Here is a 17880-nt window from a genome sequence, read left to right on the forward strand (position 1 = left end):
GGCCTCTTTAAAATTGAAATGTATAGGCAAATTGCAATCTATTTTCTGTGTAATCATCAGAAGGCAGATCGCTATCGCGAAGCGAATACATATAAGAGAAAGCCAAAGTTCCGCCATCAACAACTTGTCGCATCAAGCTAAAACTGAGGGATTGAGTATCAGTATCAAGACCATTATTACTTGTCTGACCACGTAGATAGTAGCTCGTTGAAAAGTCTAAAACAGGAGATAAACTGCGACTAAAACTGACCGAATAATTTGTGGTAATTTCATCAGGACGAGTCGTTTCATATATCTGTCTAGAGCGCGAACCAGAAAAGGTTAAAGAACTTCGCACACCAATTAATGACCAGGCTACTGTGAGCTTCTCATCAATAAACAAACCTTCTTGTATATTTATCAATTCGCTCACCACTGGCAACGGTGCCCCCGTTATAGGGTTAACAGGGTTCCCATCAGCATTGACTGTTTGATATGTGCGAATCTCGCTCAACTGGGTAGCGCTGTCAGTTAGCTCTTTAGAATAGCTAGCCGAAAAAATGCTATGTCGGCTTCGGTGCGAAAAGGCCAAGGTCGGCCAACTTCCAAAATAGCGCTCACCATAACCAAGATCCAAACTCGTTCTGGGCGTTGGTGTCCAATGCAAACTTCCCTGCCACAAATCACCGTCATTAGATGAGCGAGAAGAGCTATAATCATTCCACTCTTCACCTGCTGTCACACTGACGCGCAACTTTGGGCTTATCTGGTAGCCCAACGTTACATCTAAAGAGCCTAAATCTGATGAAGAATCATCACTAGACGAGCTTGTATCTTTATAGCTGGCCGCTACATTCCAATCAAACCGGTGAAAATCAGTTCCACTGGATAAGTTAGCATTGAGACCATGACTCTTAGAACTATTCACATCATCACTGCTATTAGACTGATGATTGAATGTGTAACGAGTCCTGAGGTCGGCAACATTCGCGAAATGGCTTCGCGTATGAGGGCTAATCTGGAAGTTATAAGTGGTATTGGAATTGTTTGTATCGTTTAGCGAGTCTATGCCACTTGAGCGAAATGCATCAACAGTATTCTGGGTTACATTGGCACTGGTATCTAAAAATACTGTTTGCTCGACTAACTCGGCATTTGCCGAGGCCCCCAAACGAGGGTTAAAGTGCCCTTCATCTGAAGTTGTAAACTCAAGCTGTGTATTAAGGTTGGCTTTTAAACGAGCACCTTCCCCCTTTAGCGTCAAATAGGGGGTTACCGAAGTAATCAACGCCGCATCTGTATTATCTTCTTCTAGATTCTCGTTATCAGTTAACACCTCACTGACTGAGACACCTTTATCAAGCGTCCAGTTAGCAGCATTAACCATAGCCGGCATTATTGCCGCTAAAACACACACCTGTGAAACCTGCTTTTTGAATCCCTTCATAACAACACCTATCTAGCTTGCAGGTTCCGGGGAGGTTGACTCAACACGGCTACCATAGCCATATCCGTAGCCATATCCGTAGCCGTATTTACTAATCGACTTATGTTTAGCTTTGTTCAACAGCATACCAACGACCGCATCGGAGTTAATTTTGCTAATACCCTCCAAAACAGCTTCTTGAGATGTTTGCTCTGCAGCAACAACAAATAGAATCTGCCCCATCAAATTGGCCAAAACAGACGCTTCAGTAGTTAACAATAAAGGCGGTGAATCAAAAACAACTACCCGGTCCGAATAGCGTTCTGCGAGCTCCTGCATCAGCGACTTCATATTTTCACTTGCGAGCAACTCAGTCGCTCGTTCATGAACATTACCTGCTGGCAAAATTCTCAGGTTAGATATATTGGTTTGCACAAGTACATCTTTAACTTGAACACTATTATCGAGCAAAAGATCAGTTAAGCCTGGGGTGTGTCCATCAATGCCCAACATACGACCGGCCGAGGCTTTGGATACATCAGCGTCAATAAACAAAACAGACTTATCTTGCTCCATCGCGATACTCATCGCTAGGTTAATCGCCGAAAAGGTCTTACCCTCGCCTGATAGCGAACTAGCCACCATGATCAAGTTAGGGTGTTTAACATTCGCGGCCGTTTGCCCGTTGATGTTCATCAGCAAAGGACGCTTAATGCTCCGGTATTCCTCTGCAATAGTTGAACGCGGCGAATCAGGGCTAACCATCCCTGAAGCAGACAAACGTGCCACAGGAATTTCCACGAAATTTTTAAACGCAGACGGAGCGCTCTCAGCCGAAGTAGATTGAACCTTTACGGCTCCCTGTTTAGGAGTAGGGGTTTCAACGGGTGCCGTACGAGCAACTGACGGCTTAGGTGTTTGCACCGATCCATTCGCATCTGGTTTTGAGACTGCTCGCTCAAGCTTATTAACTGCTTTTTCGATGATACTCATACCAGAACTTCCATTTTAGTTACCAAGTTAGCCAGTTGCATATCCATGCCTTGGAAAACTGAAATACCAACAAATAATACGACCAAACTTAACGCGACACAGGCAAAAACCATCGTGTTAACGAGCTGTTGCCTACGTTCCAAAGGTGACCGAATCAGTTGAACAGAACCAAGCACTGGGAAGCCTGTTATTTTATTCAAAGTTGCTCGCGTGCTTACTACAGGCTTAAGTAATGACATTAATAAGCCAATACCCAGCCCTGTACCGATAGCCCCAACCAACACAATAACATTCATTAGTAATTTATTTGGTTCGTTAGGTTTAAGCGGTGCAAATGGCGGATCAATGATCCTAAATGTCACGTCGTCAGCCGCTTGTTCAACATTGCCCGAAATTCTTGCTGACTCACGGCGGCTTAATAAAGTTTGGTGCTGACGAGAAATCACATCATAATCTCGTGTCAGCTGTTGATGCTCGCTTTCAAGCAAAGGAATCTGGTTTATCTTATCTTCCAACGATTGAACTCTGAGCTTGTATTCTTGCGCCCGAGTGGACAGCTCAGCTTCTGAAGCTTCGGTTTCAGACAACATTGAACGCATCTGCTGATAAACAGGATTATCGTTTAAGCTGGCATATTGATCAGGAGCAGACCGTTTAATAGCAGCTATAGCGGCTGACTTTTCTTTTTCCAAGTCACCCAGCATATCTTTAATCTGTATAACCGAAGGATGCAGGTCTGTATAACGCAACAGCAAGCTATCCAAATTATTCTGCATCGCTGTTATTCGTTTATCGATAGCTACAACCTGAGGAGAAAACTCTATTTGGCTAGAAAGGAATACGGGTTCTTCACCTTCTATTTGACGTTGCAGTTCATCACGGCGATTCTTAACGGCTTTCAACTGCAACTCAGCAGATGCTAACTGCTCGCGCTCAAACTCTAAGCGCTTGTAGTAGTCATCCATTTCGGAAGGAAGCAAACCAGAATTACGCTGCTTAAAATCAGAAAGGCGAGCTTCAGCCTCGGTCAAACGCTGCTCGTAATCTGCTATTTGTTTATTCAAGAAGTCTTGGGCACCGGAGCTGTCTTTACGCTTATCGCCTAGCGCGCTTTCCACAAAAACCGTCAACATAGATTCAACGACTTTTTTTGCCACTTCACGATCTTCGTTTTTAAACGTCACTGTATATAGAGAAGCGTTACGCCTATCACCCGAAAGAGAAATGGATTTTTTTAAATCGTCCATTACTTTCTCTTTTTGTTCTTCATTACGAACAGCTAAATCCAAATCAGCCATTCGCATCAGCTTTTCAAGGTTTGGACGACTTAACATCGTCTTGCTCATCAATGCGATTCGCTCATCTACATCAGGCTGAACCGCCAATCCCCTAAGCAAAGGTCTCAAGACGGTGTTCGTATCAACATGAACCCTTGCAGAAGCGAGATACTGTTCAGGCGTTAACGCAACGACAACCCACCCAACAATGGCTACCATCCAAACAGCAGCCAAGGAGATCCAACGAAAACGCCATACACCCCAAACATACTCAGAGATTTGGGAAATTATTTCACGCATAAACTAATGCCTCGGTGTTATTCTGACTAGAACCAAGCTTCTGGAATGATCACAATATCACCAGGCATCAGCGCTAAGTTTGCGCCAATATCGCCGTCACGCAACAAGCTATCAAGTTTCAAACCATAGGACGTTTGCTCTCCATCAAAGGAGCGTACAAGCACTGCTTTGTCTCCATCTGCAAACTCATTTAATCCACCCACTGCGACCATTAAGTCCAGTAAGGTCATGTGTTTACGATAAGGAATACTCAGCGGCGTAACACCTGCACCCACAATCCTAACTTGCTGTTCTGGTGTAGCCACAAAGCCATTAACCATCACAGTAACAACGGGGTTTTTGATATATCGCGAATAGACACTCTCAATCTCTCTAGCAAGCTCTGTGGATGTTTTTCCACTGGCTTCCAAGTCTTCAACCAAGCGTGTTGTGATTTTTCCATCTGGGCGAACAGGCACAGAACCTGACAACTCTTCGTTGCCCCAAACAAATATTTGAAGTGAGTCTCCAGCCCCGATCACATATTCGTAATCGGGTTGAGCAAGCCTTTGCTCATCAGAAACTGATGGTAAAGAGGATGACGTTGAACACCCTGAAACTAATGCTACCGCCATGGAAAGCCCAACTGCTTTCAACCACGCGGCCTGTTTCCTTTTAGATACAAGCACTTACGATCCCTCCGTAACATCCATATTCAAACCAGCCCATAATTAGCTGATTCTCCTGCGCTCTAATCAGTAAAATCTACCACATAACGCACCTTTGTCGATAGACTGCGTCAGTTTTTTATATTTCGATACTAATTACAGACAAGTTTACATTAACAAGATTACGGAGAAATGAACGCGAATCGAAAGCGTATAACTTTTACCTCATGCTACTTGGCCTGATGACACATTCTCATAAGCCATTGGCTGATCTACTCGTGATACCGCTATCACATGAGGAAGCCCTTCAAACCCAGGCTCAACGGGCAGCTGGATATCATCTAACACATCATAACTGTAGCCCACTTTGTTATGATATCGTTTATAAAACCTAGCTTGCGTTTTGCCAGAAACAAAAAAAGCGTAGCTGTAACCCAAAGATCCAGCAATCCCAATCATCTTGTCTACCAACATCACCAAGTCGACTTTATTTCTATATTCAGGCGCAATAACCAATCTAGACCACTGACAATAATTAACATCACCAGCGAGTAACTCATGGCATGATGCCTTCAAAGAGAAGCCGTCTTGCTCTACAGGGAGAAATCCAGGTCCATGCTCTTTATTTCCTGTTAACCGCAAACCTCCAACACAATGATGACCATCCTTGATCACCAGTGTTAATCCGTTACGATCAAAAATATCTTCACCGCCATTAAATTCGACCAAGCCGAGGTCTTTTCTAAAACAAGACTCTCTAATGCGGTAATAATTTTTTAACAATAGTGGATGGCTAGTTAATTCAAAAGAAAGCTGCATTAATTTTATCTCTAGGCAATTAATCATGTTTATACCGCTCGAGACCTGACATGAAAATTCTATGCCAAAAAACATCAACTTCAGCAAAGACAGGTTATATAGCGACGATTAAACTGTCACACGAATATCAGGCAAAGAAATCCATTTCCAACTTGTCTCTCATTTGCGACATTTAAAGACCGATAATCAAATAAACATAATTATCAATCACTTACAGACTCACAATAAGCGACACTTTTCTTACACAAAAAAATGCTTAAACATTTTATATATTGCATAACGGCTTTAATTTAAAAGCGTTTAAAAACATATCAAAATTAAAGATAACATCAAGAACTTTTTAAAGGATAAATAAATAATTTTAAGACTCTAAAAAACAATATCATTTAGAGAGTCAACCACAATAGGATAATCATCAGCCAAAGATACCCCATGATTATAGCCGTAAGACACACCAAGAAATGGCACCGCCGCGGCCTTCGCAGCTTGAGCATCTGTAACAGAGTCCCCAATCATCAGGGCTTCATCTGGCCTAATTTTCAATAAGTCTAATTGATATTCAAGCGGCATAGGATGAGGCTTTTTTTCCTCAAGACTATCTCCTGATAACACATTCCAAAAATATTTTTCTAAATCTAGCGCTCTTAACAGCGGCAATGTGTATCGACCGGGCTTGTTCGTGATAAGAGACAAGAAAATATTTTCCGAGCGGCACTTTTCTAAGAAACTAATAACCCCGGAATAAACATAACTGCGTTTTGAGTAAGATTGGCTGTAAGCTAACTGGAACTGACTCAGCACCTCTTCAAACTGGTCACTAGCCATTTGATCTGCCACTGCCCGCTCAATCAGAGCATTAACCCCATTACCTACCCATCGCCTAACATTGTGTTCACCAGCCTTATGCAAGCCGACACTGGTTAGCGCCTCATCAACTGACGCAGCAATATCAGGAACACTATCAACAAGCGTACCATCCAGATCAAATATGATCAGAGAGGGCAAGCCCCCTCCGAATAAGGGTCGTATTAGCAACTTACCGAACCCACTTTAGCTAATTCAGCTCGCATTGCCGCTATAGTTGTTTGATAATCATCCGCATTAAAGATAGCGGAGCCAGCCACAAATGTATCTGCCCCGGCTTCTGCTATTTCACGGATATTTTGAATACCCACACCACCATCGACTTCTAGACGAATATTCCGACCACTCTTTTCTATTCTTTCTCGTACAAGCTTCAACTTTTCGAGCGTGCTCGGAATAAATTTTTGCCCACCAAAACCCGGGTTAACCGACATCAGCAAAATCATATCAACCTTATCCATTACATAATCCAAATAATGCAATGGTGTGGCCGGATTAAACACCAGACCAGAAAGACAACCTCCTTCACGTATTAATTGGAGCGACCTATCAATATGCTCAGATGCTTCTGGGTGAAAAGTAATATAGCTGGCTCCTGCCTCAACGAAGTCTCCTATAATCCGGTCAACAGGTTTCACCATCAGATGTGCATCAATTGGAGCGGTAATACCGTATTGGCGCAGCGCCTTACACACCATAGGACCGATCGTTAAGTTCGGTACATAATGATTATCCATCACATCGAAATGCACAATATCAGCTCCCGCTTCTAACACGGCATCAACTTCCTCGCCCAAACGCGCAAAATCCGCTGATAAAATGGAGGGGGCTATTTTAAAATCTGTCATCGTTACTTTTCCAACAAGTTAGCATTTTCTGCTATTGTAACTGACTAGACGCCTGAATAAAGATAATCCATTACCGACTACTCGAGCCCATTATGACTTCGCCATTGTCTAGCTTGTTTTTTTCATTTTTATTGATATTCGCCACCACACTTCCTTCTCAAAATTCTCAGGCAGCAGAGACTGAAGAAACCAATACAACACAAGACTCAGCGAGCACCAATCACCCCGATGATCTTTCTAGCGAAAAAGCTCCTCAAGAAAGGACGGAGCCACTACCACAAGCCGAATTAATCAACGCGCTTTACCAAGACTCTCGCATAGCAGGCGATGAGATTTTAGACTTAACTATAGACCCACCTAACTTCCCTGCACTTTTCAAAGAAAGAAATATCGCTTTAAAACGCGGCATCGTCATCATTTTTCCTGACAGCCGAACACATTCTAGCTGGCCCGTTTTCATCCAGACATTACGCAACGAACTACCGCAAGATGGCTGGGCCACACTCTCCCTTGTACTGCCTATTCCACAAACTCCAGATTTACCTTTACGCACGTTACCTAGCCTCAAACGGTTATCTAACGCATCAGAAAGCGGAACCGAAGACGCACAACAAGCATCAGAAGAAACGCCAGTAGACACCCCTAATAATGAAACGCAAACACCAGCAGAAGAGCCAAACACATCAGCAGAAGCGGCCAGCTCGGCTGAGCAGTTAAATAACGCTACTTACATTTCGCAACTGGGCTTAGCTGCCATTCAGACAGCACAAGCGCGAGGCTACGAAACCATTATTCTGCTGGGAGTTGGGGATGGAGCTGTTTGGGCAGCCGCTTTGGGCGCTAACATTAAAGACCAAGTTGATGGTGTTGGGTTGTTGATGCTCGACGCTGAGCAATCCATCGATATAAATGCTCAAAGTTTACGCTCATTAGTCCCACTTCTTGAACTACCGGTAATGGATATTTATGTAGACACGCCCTTTACTAGTAGCCCACAAAACACATCAGCCTCTCACAAGTTACGTCAACGCGCTGCTTATAGAAGCGAACTTTCTTTTTACAAACAAAGCAGGCTTCCAGCAACGAGCCGTACTATCAGCGACCAAGATTGGATGTCTGCCTATATAAAAGGGCGCTTACGCACCCTTAAAAAAGTAGCTGATAAGCCTCAGGAAACCGAGCGCCCAGAGGAACCTTCTTTAACTGACCAGCGTCCCGGCTGATACAAACTAGCGACAAAGAACACGCCTAAGCTTTGCGGGCAGACTTCACTCGGTCATAAGCAGCTTGGATTTCCTGCGTTTTCTCTTTTGCAAGTTTCATCATCTCTGGCGGCAGGCCTTTTGCCACCAGCTTATCGGGATGATGTTGACTCATCAGGCGTCGATAGGCTTTTTTGATTTCCGCATCAGACATATCAGGTGTAACACCTAACACCCCGTAAGCATCTTTAAGCATGTCGGCATCTGATGTAAAAGGTGATTGATAACCTGCTCCTCCACCATGCGCCCCTTGACTAAATGTCTGTTGAGCTTGCATGCGCGCCATTAATGCTGACATCTCTTGTGCCGACATGCGCATTAATGCACATACCGACTGAATAACTTGCAACTCATTTTGAGAGACTTGCCCATCGGCTAAGGCCGCTTGCAACTGAATCTCAATAAACATAATTTTCACAGCCGCTTGACGCTGCAACAAGCGAGACAACGGTGTCACAACCGCCGCCAAATCAAAATCTTCAGATTTACCTTCGTTAAAAAATTGAATGGCTTCACGCTGACGCTCTTCATTCAGATTCATTCTCGCCATCACATCACGAGCAAAGCGAATCTCATCCTCAGTCACACGGCCGTCAGCTTTTGCAACATGCCCCATCACGGAAAAGGTAGCTTTAAAAAAGATCATTTGCGGTGAATATTTACCGGATACCAATTTACTGACCGTTCGATTGATCAAGCCACCAATAACACCACCAAATACCAATCCCCAGATGCCACCCGAATACAAACCAATCACAGCACCAATAATAATACCCGTTCGGTATTTCATCAGGGCATTACCTATAGCAAACCCCGTCACCTCTGATTTATTTTGCATCAGCCTTCCTTAATAAGTGTTCTGCATCTTTTAGCCGTTGCTCTGTCCCAATATCCATCCAAAAGCCGGCGTGCAACTGGCCTGTTAGCAATTGTTCTTGCGCCGCTGCCCTAAATAAAGGCGCTAATGGAAACTTAGATTCAACCACCCCATTAAAAAGCGCTGGATTAATGACACTGACACCAGAAAAGGTATAGCGTTTTCTATCAACCTCTAACGCACTTACTTTTTCCGTGACAGGGTTCAATACCTGCCCGCTGGGTATTAAATCAAAGTCTCCATCTTTATTGTGCTCAGGGTTATCAACCAACACCAAGTGAGCAGTGCGAGGCCTCACCGATAGCAACTGAGTGTAGTCACAATCAATAAGCACATCCCCGTTAATCAATAAAAAGGGCTCCCCGTCATCCGACAACCAAGGTAGCGCTTTAATAACCCCACCACCTGTTTCGAGCGGCTCATCTTCACGGGAATAAGTTATTGTTACTCCCCAACGCTTACCATCGCCCAAGGCTTGTTCAATTTTTTCCCCTAACCAAGCGTGATTGATGACAACATCAACAATCCCTGCTTTAGCTAGTGCCTCTAGGTGGTATTCGATCAACGGCTTTCCATTAACGGGAATCAGAGGCTTGGGCATTGTTAATGTCAACGGCCGCATCCTTGCTCCCAATCCTGCAGCCAAAATCATTGCTTTCACAACTGAACATCCTTAAAACAATCTAGCTTGTTCATACTCGGAACTATCTGCTCTCGCAACCATCGCTCAACCGCCGCACATTCAGCGTACTGTTCTGAATACCTATGCAGCCCCTCCAACACGTATGACAGCACACGTGGTATGTCCTCTAAGTAGGCCGCCTTTCCATCACGGATATCTAATCGCGAAAAAATACCCAACACTTTGATATGACGCTGGAGCCCCATAAAATCAAACCATCTCAAAAAAGCAGCGTCAGTCACAGACTTATCGAGAACCCCTCGCTGCTGTGCTTTGATTCGATAAGCACTTACCCAACCAACGACCTGCTCAGAAGGCCAAGCAACATAACAATCTTTTAACAAAGACACCAAGTCATACGTTATAGGACCAGCAACAGCGTCTTGAAAGTCAATAATTCCTAAGCGCCCTTCCGCTAGGCACATTAAGTTTCGGCTATGAAAATCACGATGCACAGTCACAACCGGCTGCTCAAGAGCACTGGAAACCAACACAGCAAACAGATCATCCAGCATCTTCTGCTCTTTTTCGCACAGCTGTCGCTTTAATAACTGACCTATAAACCATTCATTAAACAGAGACATTTCTCTTCTCAATAACGGCTCATCATACTGAGGCAATCCATCATTCCCAACGTGTTGAATAGCCAACAGCGCGTCCATAGCGGCTGTATAAAGGCCATCGACCGACTGAGCACTGAGTTCTCCAAAGAGCAAGCTATCCCCAAAGTCTTCCAGCAACATAAAGCCTTGGCTAAAATCAACATGAATCACTTCCGGCACAGGTATGCCACTGTCTAACCATGTACGTGCAACTTCGACAAATGAAGTGCTATCTTCTTTTTCTGGCGGAGCATCCACAAGGATCCAAGAACGATCCTCATTTGTTAGTCTAAAGTAGCGACGAAAGCTAGCATCGCCAGACACTGGCGTAATCACCCACCTTTTACCAAATGGCACCTTTTTTGAAGCAACTAAACTCGTTACCCACTGCTCCAATTGCAAAAGCCGTTGTCCCATCGTGCGGTTTCCTCTGGCACATCCTAGTTTGAATGTTTATTATTCCAGACTTTGCACCTAAACAACATCGCACCACAAAGTGCTCAGGCGTGGTAACACCCTGCTTTTTAACTGGGAAACGTCGGATGCCCTTACAAAAATCACCTTTTTTCCTTTTCATCAGCCTCATACTGGCGCCTGGCGCCTATGCTGATACAGAGAAACCGCGACCTTGTTTAACTAACCTACCAAAACAAGAAGCCTGTGGTGCTAGCAATGGAGCTGACAACCGTCCTGCATCCCAGTATTCACAGCTAGATTGGTTCCCCTATGCCCCCGGCACAGCACCAGGAATATGCAGTGGACGCTACATAGAACCAGCAAGCATATCCTCGGACGAAGGTACAGATATTCTTGACCAGCCTATTATTATCAACGCCGAGCAAGGAAGCTCGTCACTTGGGCAAGGCACTAAACTCGAAGGTAGTGTAGATATAGCACAAGGCAATAGACGCTTGCAGAGTGAGTCAGCCACTTACGACCAAGTAACAGGCCAACTCGAACTAAACGGAGGTGCCTCATACCGAGAACCGGGCCTACTACTGCGAGGCGAAACAGCCGTTGCTAATACCAATACATTGGAGACCACTTTAACAGGGGCCCAATATGTTATGCACGAACGTCAAATACGTGGTGATGTTGAGCGCATTACTCGCCGCCAAGACGAATCAATACTGATTGAAAAAGGCAGCTACACCGTCTGCCCTCCGGGCGACGAAGCGTGGAAGTTACAAGCAAGCGAAATTATCTTAGATAAAAGCAGCGGTTTTGGACTTGCAAAGCATGCAGCGTTACGTGTTGCCGATGTCCCTATTTTATATTTACCCTACTTTTACTTTCCGATTGATGACCAGCGACATACAGGCTTTTTATACCCAAGCATCAGTATGAGTAATGATGACGGCGCTAGCATTAGCACGCCCTATTACTTAAATTTATCCCCCCAAATGGACGACACCATCGTCCCTCATTACATAGAGAAGCGCGGCTTTTTGTTAGAAAACGAATTCCGTTACATGAACCAATACACCCATAACACTCTAACAACCGCATTTCTTCCAAATGATAATCTTGAAGACAGAGATAGATGGTTGTTCTCATTTGTGCAACCGGGGCGCTGGACCGACAAGCTAACCAGCGAAATCAACTACATTCACGTCAGCGACAACGACTACCTAGATGATTTATCAACGCTCGCTGACATCGACGGAGATAGCCACCTAAGTAGAATAGGCCGAGTCACCTATACAGAAGAGCTATGGCAAGCTGACTTTTTATTACAAGGCTACCAGACTGTTGACGAAGACACCGACCGCCCATACCAACGGTTACCAGAACTAACCTTCAACAGTGATACAGACAATAACGAACGCATCATGAACGCGGCACTTATTGCCCAAGCGACCAACTTTTACCGTAACAACAGCGGTTTTACCGGTATAGAGCGCGCTAATGGTGGACGCCTTCACTTAGAACCCGAAATCTATGCTAATTTCGTCAAGCCGTGGGGCTACATCAAACCCAGCGCAAAGCTGTGGTATTCCAATTACAACCTAACTGATGCAGATGATTTCGACTCCAACCCGAGCACCTCGGTACCAATTCTTAGCATAGATTCTGGCTTAGTCTTTGAACGAAATACTGAGTTTGTGGGTACAACTTATAAGCAAACGCTAGAACCGAGGCTTTATGCACTGTATGTTCCTTACGAAGAGCAAAGCGGCATACCTGATTTCGACACGACAGAATACAATTTTAACTATCAGTCCCTCTTTCGAGAAAACCGATATAGTGGATACGATCACATAGGCGATACACAACAAGTCTCTCTTGGACTCACTACACGTTTGTTTAGTGATTTAGGACGAGAAACGCTAAGCGCTAGTATTGGCCAAGCTTATTTCTATTCGGATCGCAAAGTAACACTCGATGATGATGAAAGTAATTATAGCAATGGCGATTCATCCGATATTGCAACCGCCATCAACTGGCGGGCTAATAAGCGGCTAGATCTGTCGATAGATGCAAATTTTGATCACAGCGCCTTTCGCAATACCGAAAACAACTTATCCCTTCGCTATCGAGCGGATGAAAACCGAATATTTAATATGAACTATCGTTACGCCGAAGGTATACGTGAGCAAAGCACGTTTGGCTTCATGTGGCCTGTTGATAAAAACTGGTCAACCTTAGGGGTTTGGCAGTACGATTGGTTCAATAAAAACGACGTAGATCTGGCCTTTGGTGTCGAATATGAAAGCTGTTGTTGGCAAACACGTGTTATTGTCCGCAACTGGCTAAAAGACGATGATGATAAAGATACGGCACTCTACGTCCAATTTGTACTCAAAGGACTCGGGAACCTCGGCAGCAACGGTGGATCCAGCCTTTTAGAAAAGATTACAGGTTTTAAACAGCGTGATGATAACAATGAAACTTTTTAATGCAGGGTCAGCAAAATACTGGCGCACACTATCGATTGGCTTACTGGCCTGCTCACCTTTATTACAAGCAGCTCCCGAAAAACTAGATGGCATTGCGGCCATCGTTAACGACGGTGTGGTACTAGAATCCCAACTCAAGGATCGTGTAGCCATAGTAACCGAACAACTTCAATCTCGTAATCAACGTGTGCCGCCTAAGAGCATCTTAGACTCACAAGTTATCGACCGTCTCATATTAGATAATTTACTTTTACAGATTGCTGAACAACAAGGCATAAAAGTATCAGATAGACAGCTTAACGAATCTATCGCTTCTATTGCCGCACGAAACGGTATGGATTTAGCGCAATTCCGCAACGCACTTATTGCCGAAGGACGCGACTACGTTTCGGCTCGCGAGCAAATTCGCAAAGAGCTGCTTATTTCTCAGGTTCAGCAAAGCAATGTTAGCCGACGCATCAAAATATCAGATCAGGAAGTGCAACATTTTCTTAAAACTGACAGCGCTGGTTTAAATCAGCCAGAATTGCTACTCAGCTTTATCCTGATCAGCATTCCTGAGCAAGCATCTCCAGAGCAAATCCAAGCTGCCGAGTCTAATGCATCGCAACTCCATCAAGAGCTGCTCAAAGGCGCCGACTTTGCTGAGGCTGCAATTGCCGCCTCCAGCGCACCTAATGCGCTTAATGGTGGAGACCTCGGCTGGCGTAAACAATCCGAACTACCAGAAGATATTGCTCAAGCACTAACCAACATGCAGCCAGGCGACATCAGCCAACCCATTCGTTCACCTAGCGGATTTTATATCGTACAGCTACGTGATAAACGCGGTGGTGAAATCCAAATGGTCGAACAAACTAAAGTGCGACATATCCTGCTTAAACCAAGCGAAATACGCTCGGCAGAACAAACGCAACGCATGATCAACAGCGTTGCAAGCCGCTTACAGGCTGGCGAGTCATTTGCTACCTTAGCTAAAGAGCTCAGTGATGATCCTGGCAGTGGCTCAGAAGGCGGCGAACTAGGCTGGGCACAACCTGGCCAGATGGTGCCCGAATTTGAGCAAGTTATGAATGCAACCGCCATTAATGAAATTAGCCAGCCTTTCGAAAGCCGCTTTGGCTGGCATATTCTGCAAGTAGAGGCTCGTCGCCAACAGGATTTGGGCGATCAAATTCGCGAAAATCAGGCTCGCTCCATATTAAACAAGCGCAAATATTCAGAAGAGCTTGCTAATTGGCTCCGAGAAATTCGCGCTGAAGCCTATGTCGACATCAAAATATGAGTGAATGTAAGCGGCTCGCCATCACAGCGGGCGAACCAGCCGGTATTGGGCCTGATCTGATCATACAGATGGCCCAGCAACCGCAGCAAGACCAACTGATAGTCGTTGCCGATCCCTCATTACTGACGGATCGCGCTGCGCATTTAGGCTTGCCGCTTACACTCATCCCTTTTGATCCAGAGCAACCAGCAACGCCCAATGCATTAAGTCATTTAACAGTGGCTCCAGTAACACTGGGAGCTCCTGCTCGCGTTGGTCAGTTAGACCCTCGCAACGCGCACTATGTATTAGATACGCTCTCGGTAGCGGCAAAGGGCTGTTTAAACTCTCTCTTCGACGCCATGGTAACAGCACCAGTGCACAAAGGAGTAATCAATGATGCTGGTATACCTTTCAGTGGCCATACAGAGTTCTTAGAAGCACTAACCCACACTAATAAAGTAGTGATGATGCTCGCTACTGAAGGATTGCGTGTCGCCCTAGTCACCACTCATTTACCGTTACGAGAAGTGGCCGACTCGATTTCATCAGACCTATTAAACGAAGTTATCGATGTACTGCATTACGATCTTGTACACACTTTTGGCATCAGCAACCCACATATTATCGTCGCCGGCCTTAATCCCCATGCAGGGGAAGACGGACACATGGGTCGCGAAGAAATAGACACCATCTCACCCGTATTAAACAATTGGCGAGAAAAAGGCCTAAATTTAACAGGACCTTTACCGGCCGATACCCTTTTTACGCCCAAATATCTAGAAACGTGCGATGCTGTACTCGCCATGTATCACGACCAAGGCCTTCCCGTGTTAAAATACAAAGGCTTTGGCAACGCCGTAAATATCACCCTAGGTATGCCAATTATTCGCACCTCGGTTGATCACGGCACTGCTATCGACTTAGCAGGCACGGGTAAAGCCAACCCCGGCAGCTTAGAAGTAGCTATACGCTATGCGGGTGATATGGCTCGCAATCGGATTAAAACGACATAAGCATCCGATAGCCTGCAAACCAACGAGCTTAATTTAGCCTAAAAACAAACTACCCAAGAGCACACATGAGCCAACAAAAACCTGCTATGCACAAAGCCAGAAAGCGTTTTGGTCAAAACTTCCTTCAAGACCAAGGCATTATTCGGCAAATCATCCGTTCTATTGCTCCGCATACCACCGATCATATGGTCGAGATCGGTCCCGGGCTTGGCGCGTTGACTGAAGAGATATTAGACGAAGCAGGCGCACTGGATGCAATCGAGCTAGATAGGGATTTACCACCTATTCTGCGTACCAAATTTTTCCGCTTTGGTGATAAATTTCGCATTTTTGAAGCAGACGCCATGAAGTTTGATTTCAAATCGCTACGTGAAGAAGATGATCGTTTACTGCGTATTGTTGGCAACTTACCGTACAACATTTCCACACAACTAATTTTCCATTTGCTCAGCCATCACGGTGACATCCTAGACATGCACTTCATGCTGCAAAAGGAAGTGGTAGACCGACTAGCCGCTCAGCCAGGAGACAACCACTACGGGCGCTTGGGCATAATGGCGCAATACTACTGCAAGGTAGAACCCTTATTCATTGTGCCACCTGAAGCGTTTGACCCAGTCCCTAAAGTTGACTCAGCGATTGTGCGTCTCATACCTCACCAAACTTTGCCACTAGTTGCAAAAGACCTTAAGCAATTGGAGCGCGTCGTTAAAACCTCATTTACAATGCGTCGTAAAACCTTACGCAACAACTTAAAAGAAATAATTAGCGCAGACACACTCACTACACTTAACATTGACCCATCTCTGCGCCCTGAACGTTTAACTTTAAAAGAATTCATAACAATCGCCGACTGGCTGACAGAGCAACAGGGGTAACATATGTTAGAGCTTATTGATCCTGACAAAGATATTCAGATTGCTGTCGACACACGATTTTTGCCCGACCAGTCTGATCCAGAAGCCCATCGTTATGTATTTTCTTACCAGATAACCATCACCAACAGCTCCTTGATGCCTGTTCAACTGCTAAGCCGTCGCTGGGTAGTAACGGATGGTAACGAACATGTACAAGAAATTGAAGGTGAAGGCGTTGTCGGTGAACAGCCGATTATCGAGCCACAAAATAGCTACCAATACACCAGCGGCACCGTACTAGCCACGCATGTTGGCAGCATGTATGGGCACTACATAATGGAAACATCTGATGGTGAGCGTTTTAAGGCACCTATTGCTGCGTTTACATTAGCACAGCCTCTTGCGCTTCATTAATTGCATCCGACCCTATTGAGAGAACATGTCTACTTACGCAATCGGCGATATACAAGGTTGCTTCGACGAACTTAAAGCACTACTAGAGCTTATCCAATTTGGAGACCAAGATAAGCTCTGGTTTTGTGGTGACCTAGTTAATCGCGGCCCCAAATCACTAGAAACATTGCGTTTTATTCGTGGATTAGGCTCACAAGCTGTTACTGTGCTGGGGAATCACGACCTTCACTTGCTCGCCGTTCATCATGGCTTCGCTAAAGCCAAGCGTAGCGATACACTCGATGCCATATTAACAGCTCCCGATCGTAACGAGCTGTTAGCATGGTTACAGCAACAGCCCTTAATTTATACCGACACTCAGCTCGGCTTTACAATGACTCACGCCGGCATTCCTCCAGCATGGTCCATCAAAAAGGCACATCGCTTGGCTAAAGAGTGCCAAAATGCCTTGCGTGAGAACCCTACAAACTACTTTGCTCATATGTACGGCAACCAACCTAATACATGGTCTGATTCACTTCAAGGCCCAGAACGCTTGCGAGTCATCACTAATTACTTTACCCGTATGCGCTTTTGTACACCCCAAAGCGAATTAGAGTTTGCCTCCAAAGGCGGTCTAGAGAGCCAACCTGACGGTTTTTACCCTTGGTTCAGCCTCCGAGAACAGCGCTTTCCCAATGACAAGTTAGTTTTTGGCCATTGGGCAGCACTCGAAGGGCACACTGGCACACAACAAATACATGCGTTAGATACCGGCTGCGTTTGGGGCGGTGCGCTACGTGCGCTTCGCCTTGAGGACTTATCCCAAACTGATATACCCAGCCAACAACTCAACCGCTAACTAATTAAAGAG

17 protein-coding genes are annotated in these 17880 nt (G+C 45.1%); 7 read left to right on the plus strand and 10 right to left on the minus strand.

Annotated elements, in window-relative coordinates:
• Positions 1 to 7: 7 nt before the first annotated feature.
• The 7 genes from OW491_RS15450 to rpe all read right to left on the minus strand — a co-directional run bounded on the left by OW491_RS15450 (position 8) and on the right by rpe (position 7153).
• Positions 8 to 1426: a TIGR03016 family PEP-CTERM system-associated outer membrane protein gene (locus OW491_RS15450; protein ID WP_178968122.1), complete on the minus strand. Its 1419-nt coding sequence runs from the start codon at positions 1424 to 1426 to the stop codon at positions 8 to 10.
• 12 nt (positions 1427 to 1438) lie between these two features.
• Positions 1439 to 2398, minus strand: coding sequence for an XrtA-associated tyrosine autokinase (locus tag OW491_RS15455; protein WP_075171355.1), 960 nt, complete (start codon positions 2396 to 2398; stop codon positions 1439 to 1441).
• Positions 2395 to 3975 (minus strand): XrtA system polysaccharide chain length determinant, encoded by a 1581-nt coding sequence (locus OW491_RS15460; RefSeq protein WP_075171354.1) that lies wholly within the window; start codon positions 3973 to 3975, stop codon positions 2395 to 2397. Before OW491_RS15460 ends, OW491_RS15455 begins: the two co-directional genes overlap by 4 nt.
• A 26-nt stretch (positions 3976 to 4001) precedes the next feature.
• On the minus strand, positions 4002 to 4643 hold the full coding sequence (locus tag OW491_RS15465; RefSeq protein WP_249263561.1) for an XrtA/PEP-CTERM system exopolysaccharide export protein: 642 nt from the start codon (positions 4641 to 4643) through the stop codon (positions 4002 to 4004).
• A gap of 204 nt (positions 4644 to 4847) precedes the next feature.
• Positions 4848 to 5441, minus strand: a complete 594-nt coding sequence (locus OW491_RS15470) for a GNAT family N-acetyltransferase (RefSeq protein ID WP_075171352.1) — start codon at positions 5439 to 5441, stop codon at positions 4848 to 4850.
• A gap of 369 nt (positions 5442 to 5810) precedes the next feature.
• Complete coding sequence (locus OW491_RS15475; protein ID WP_075171351.1) at positions 5811 to 6446, minus strand: phosphoglycolate phosphatase; 636 nt, start codon at positions 6444 to 6446, stop codon at positions 5811 to 5813.
• A 23-nt stretch (positions 6447 to 6469) separates the two neighbouring features.
• Positions 6470 to 7153 (minus strand): ribulose-phosphate 3-epimerase, encoded by a 684-nt coding sequence (gene rpe / locus OW491_RS15480; RefSeq protein ID WP_178968120.1) that lies wholly within the window; start codon positions 7151 to 7153, stop codon positions 6470 to 6472.
• A gap of 92 nt (positions 7154 to 7245) precedes the next feature.
• Between rpe and OW491_RS15485 the strand changes: the two genes are divergently transcribed.
• Positions 7246 to 8376: a DUF3530 family protein gene (locus OW491_RS15485; protein WP_178968118.1), complete on the plus strand. Its 1131-nt coding sequence runs from the start codon at positions 7246 to 7248 to the stop codon at positions 8374 to 8376.
• Between the two features lie 25 nt (positions 8377 to 8401).
• Here the strand turns inward: OW491_RS15485 and djlA are convergent, their stop codons facing one another.
• The 3 genes from djlA to OW491_RS15500 are packed head-to-tail and all read right to left on the minus strand — an operon-like array spanning position 8402 to position 10993.
• The gene (gene djlA, locus OW491_RS15490; RefSeq protein WP_290036791.1) at positions 8402 to 9253 is read right to left on the minus strand and encodes a co-chaperone DjlA; all 852 of its coding nucleotides are present in this window, start codon (positions 9251 to 9253) and stop codon (positions 8402 to 8404) included.
• On the minus strand, positions 9243 to 9953 hold the full coding sequence (murU, locus tag OW491_RS15495) for an N-acetylmuramate alpha-1-phosphate uridylyltransferase MurU (RefSeq protein WP_290036793.1): 711 nt from the start codon (positions 9951 to 9953) through the stop codon (positions 9243 to 9245). Before murU ends, djlA begins: the two co-directional genes overlap by 11 nt.
• Positions 9950 to 10993 carry a phosphotransferase gene (locus OW491_RS15500; RefSeq protein WP_290036795.1) on the minus strand — a complete coding sequence of 348 codons (1044 nt, stop codon included), beginning with the start codon at positions 10991 to 10993 and terminating at the stop codon, positions 9950 to 9952. Before OW491_RS15500 ends, murU begins: the two co-directional genes overlap by 4 nt.
• A 125-nt stretch (positions 10994 to 11118) precedes the next feature.
• On the opposite strand from OW491_RS15500, the gene OW491_RS15505 reads away from it, so the two are divergent.
• The 6 genes from OW491_RS15505 to OW491_RS15530 all read left to right on the plus strand — a co-directional run bounded on the left by OW491_RS15505 (position 11119) and on the right by OW491_RS15530 (position 17868).
• Entirely contained in the window at positions 11119 to 13476 is a 2358-nt protein-coding gene (locus OW491_RS15505) for an LPS-assembly protein LptD (protein ID WP_290036797.1), read from the plus strand.
• Positions 13463 to 14761, plus strand: coding sequence for a peptidylprolyl isomerase (locus OW491_RS15510; RefSeq protein ID WP_075171345.1), 1299 nt, complete (start codon positions 13463 to 13465; stop codon positions 14759 to 14761). The genes OW491_RS15505 and OW491_RS15510 overlap by 14 nt, the downstream gene beginning before the upstream one ends.
• Positions 14758 to 15756, plus strand: coding sequence for a 4-hydroxythreonine-4-phosphate dehydrogenase PdxA (gene pdxA, locus OW491_RS15515; protein ID WP_075171344.1), 999 nt, complete (start codon positions 14758 to 14760; stop codon positions 15754 to 15756). The genes OW491_RS15510 and pdxA overlap by 4 nt, the downstream gene beginning before the upstream one ends.
• 65 nt (positions 15757 to 15821) lie before the next feature.
• Entirely contained in the window at positions 15822 to 16634 is an 813-nt protein-coding gene (rsmA, locus tag OW491_RS15520) for a 16S rRNA (adenine(1518)-N(6)/adenine(1519)-N(6))-dimethyltransferase RsmA (RefSeq protein WP_075178658.1), read from the plus strand.
• 3 nt (positions 16635 to 16637) lie between these two features.
• Positions 16638 to 17027 (plus strand): Co2+/Mg2+ efflux protein ApaG, encoded by a 390-nt coding sequence (apaG, locus tag OW491_RS15525; RefSeq protein WP_075171342.1) that lies wholly within the window; start codon positions 16638 to 16640, stop codon positions 17025 to 17027.
• 25 nt (positions 17028 to 17052) lie between these two features.
• Positions 17053 to 17868 carry a symmetrical bis(5'-nucleosyl)-tetraphosphatase gene (locus OW491_RS15530; RefSeq protein ID WP_075178657.1) on the plus strand — a complete coding sequence of 272 codons (816 nt, stop codon included), beginning with the start codon at positions 17053 to 17055 and terminating at the stop codon, positions 17866 to 17868.
• The last annotated feature ends 12 nt before the right edge of the window (positions 17869 to 17880 follow it).

The organism is Neptunomonas sp. CHC150 (genome assembly GCF_030397555.1).
GTDB lineage: Bacteria > Pseudomonadota > Gammaproteobacteria > Pseudomonadales > Balneatricaceae > Neptunomonas > Neptunomonas phycophila.

Excerpts from the sequence above, each read along its gene's own strand:
- OW491_RS15450 (WP_178968122.1), bottom strand. The coding sequence starts at position 1,426 with ATGAAGGGATTCAAAAAGCAGGTTTCACAGGTGTGTGTTTTAGCGGCA.
- OW491_RS15455 (WP_075171355.1), bottom strand. The coding sequence starts at position 2,398 with ATGAGTATCATCGAAAAAGCAGTTAATAAGCTTGAGCGAGCAGTCTCA.
- OW491_RS15460 (WP_075171354.1), bottom strand. The coding sequence starts at position 3,975 with ATGCGTGAAATAATTTCCCAAATCTCTGAGTATGTTTGGGGTGTATGG.
- OW491_RS15470 (WP_075171352.1), bottom strand. The coding sequence starts at position 5,441 with ATGCAGCTTTCTTTTGAATTAACTAGCCATCCACTATTGTTAAAAAAT.
- rpe (WP_178968120.1), bottom strand. The coding sequence starts at position 7,153 with ATGACAGATTTTAAAATAGCCCCCTCCATTTTATCAGCGGATTTTGCG.
- OW491_RS15485 (WP_178968118.1), top strand. The coding sequence starts at position 7,246 with ATGACTTCGCCATTGTCTAGCTTGTTTTTTTCATTTTTATTGATATTC.
- djlA (WP_290036791.1), bottom strand. The coding sequence starts at position 9,253 with ATGCAAAATAAATCAGAGGTGACGGGGTTTGCTATAGGTAATGCCCTG.
- OW491_RS15500 (WP_290036795.1), bottom strand. The coding sequence starts at position 10,993 with ATGGGACAACGGCTTTTGCAATTGGAGCAGTGGGTAACGAGTTTAGTT.
- OW491_RS15505 (WP_290036797.1), top strand. The coding sequence starts at position 11,119 with ATGCCCTTACAAAAATCACCTTTTTTCCTTTTCATCAGCCTCATACTG.
- OW491_RS15510 (WP_075171345.1), top strand. The coding sequence starts at position 13,463 with ATGAAACTTTTTAATGCAGGGTCAGCAAAATACTGGCGCACACTATCG.
- pdxA (WP_075171344.1), top strand. The coding sequence starts at position 14,758 with ATGAGTGAATGTAAGCGGCTCGCCATCACAGCGGGCGAACCAGCCGGT.
- rsmA (WP_075178658.1), top strand. The coding sequence starts at position 15,822 with ATGAGCCAACAAAAACCTGCTATGCACAAAGCCAGAAAGCGTTTTGGT.
- apaG (WP_075171342.1), top strand. The coding sequence starts at position 16,638 with ATGTTAGAGCTTATTGATCCTGACAAAGATATTCAGATTGCTGTCGAC.
- OW491_RS15530 (WP_075178657.1), top strand. The coding sequence starts at position 17,053 with ATGTCTACTTACGCAATCGGCGATATACAAGGTTGCTTCGACGAACTT.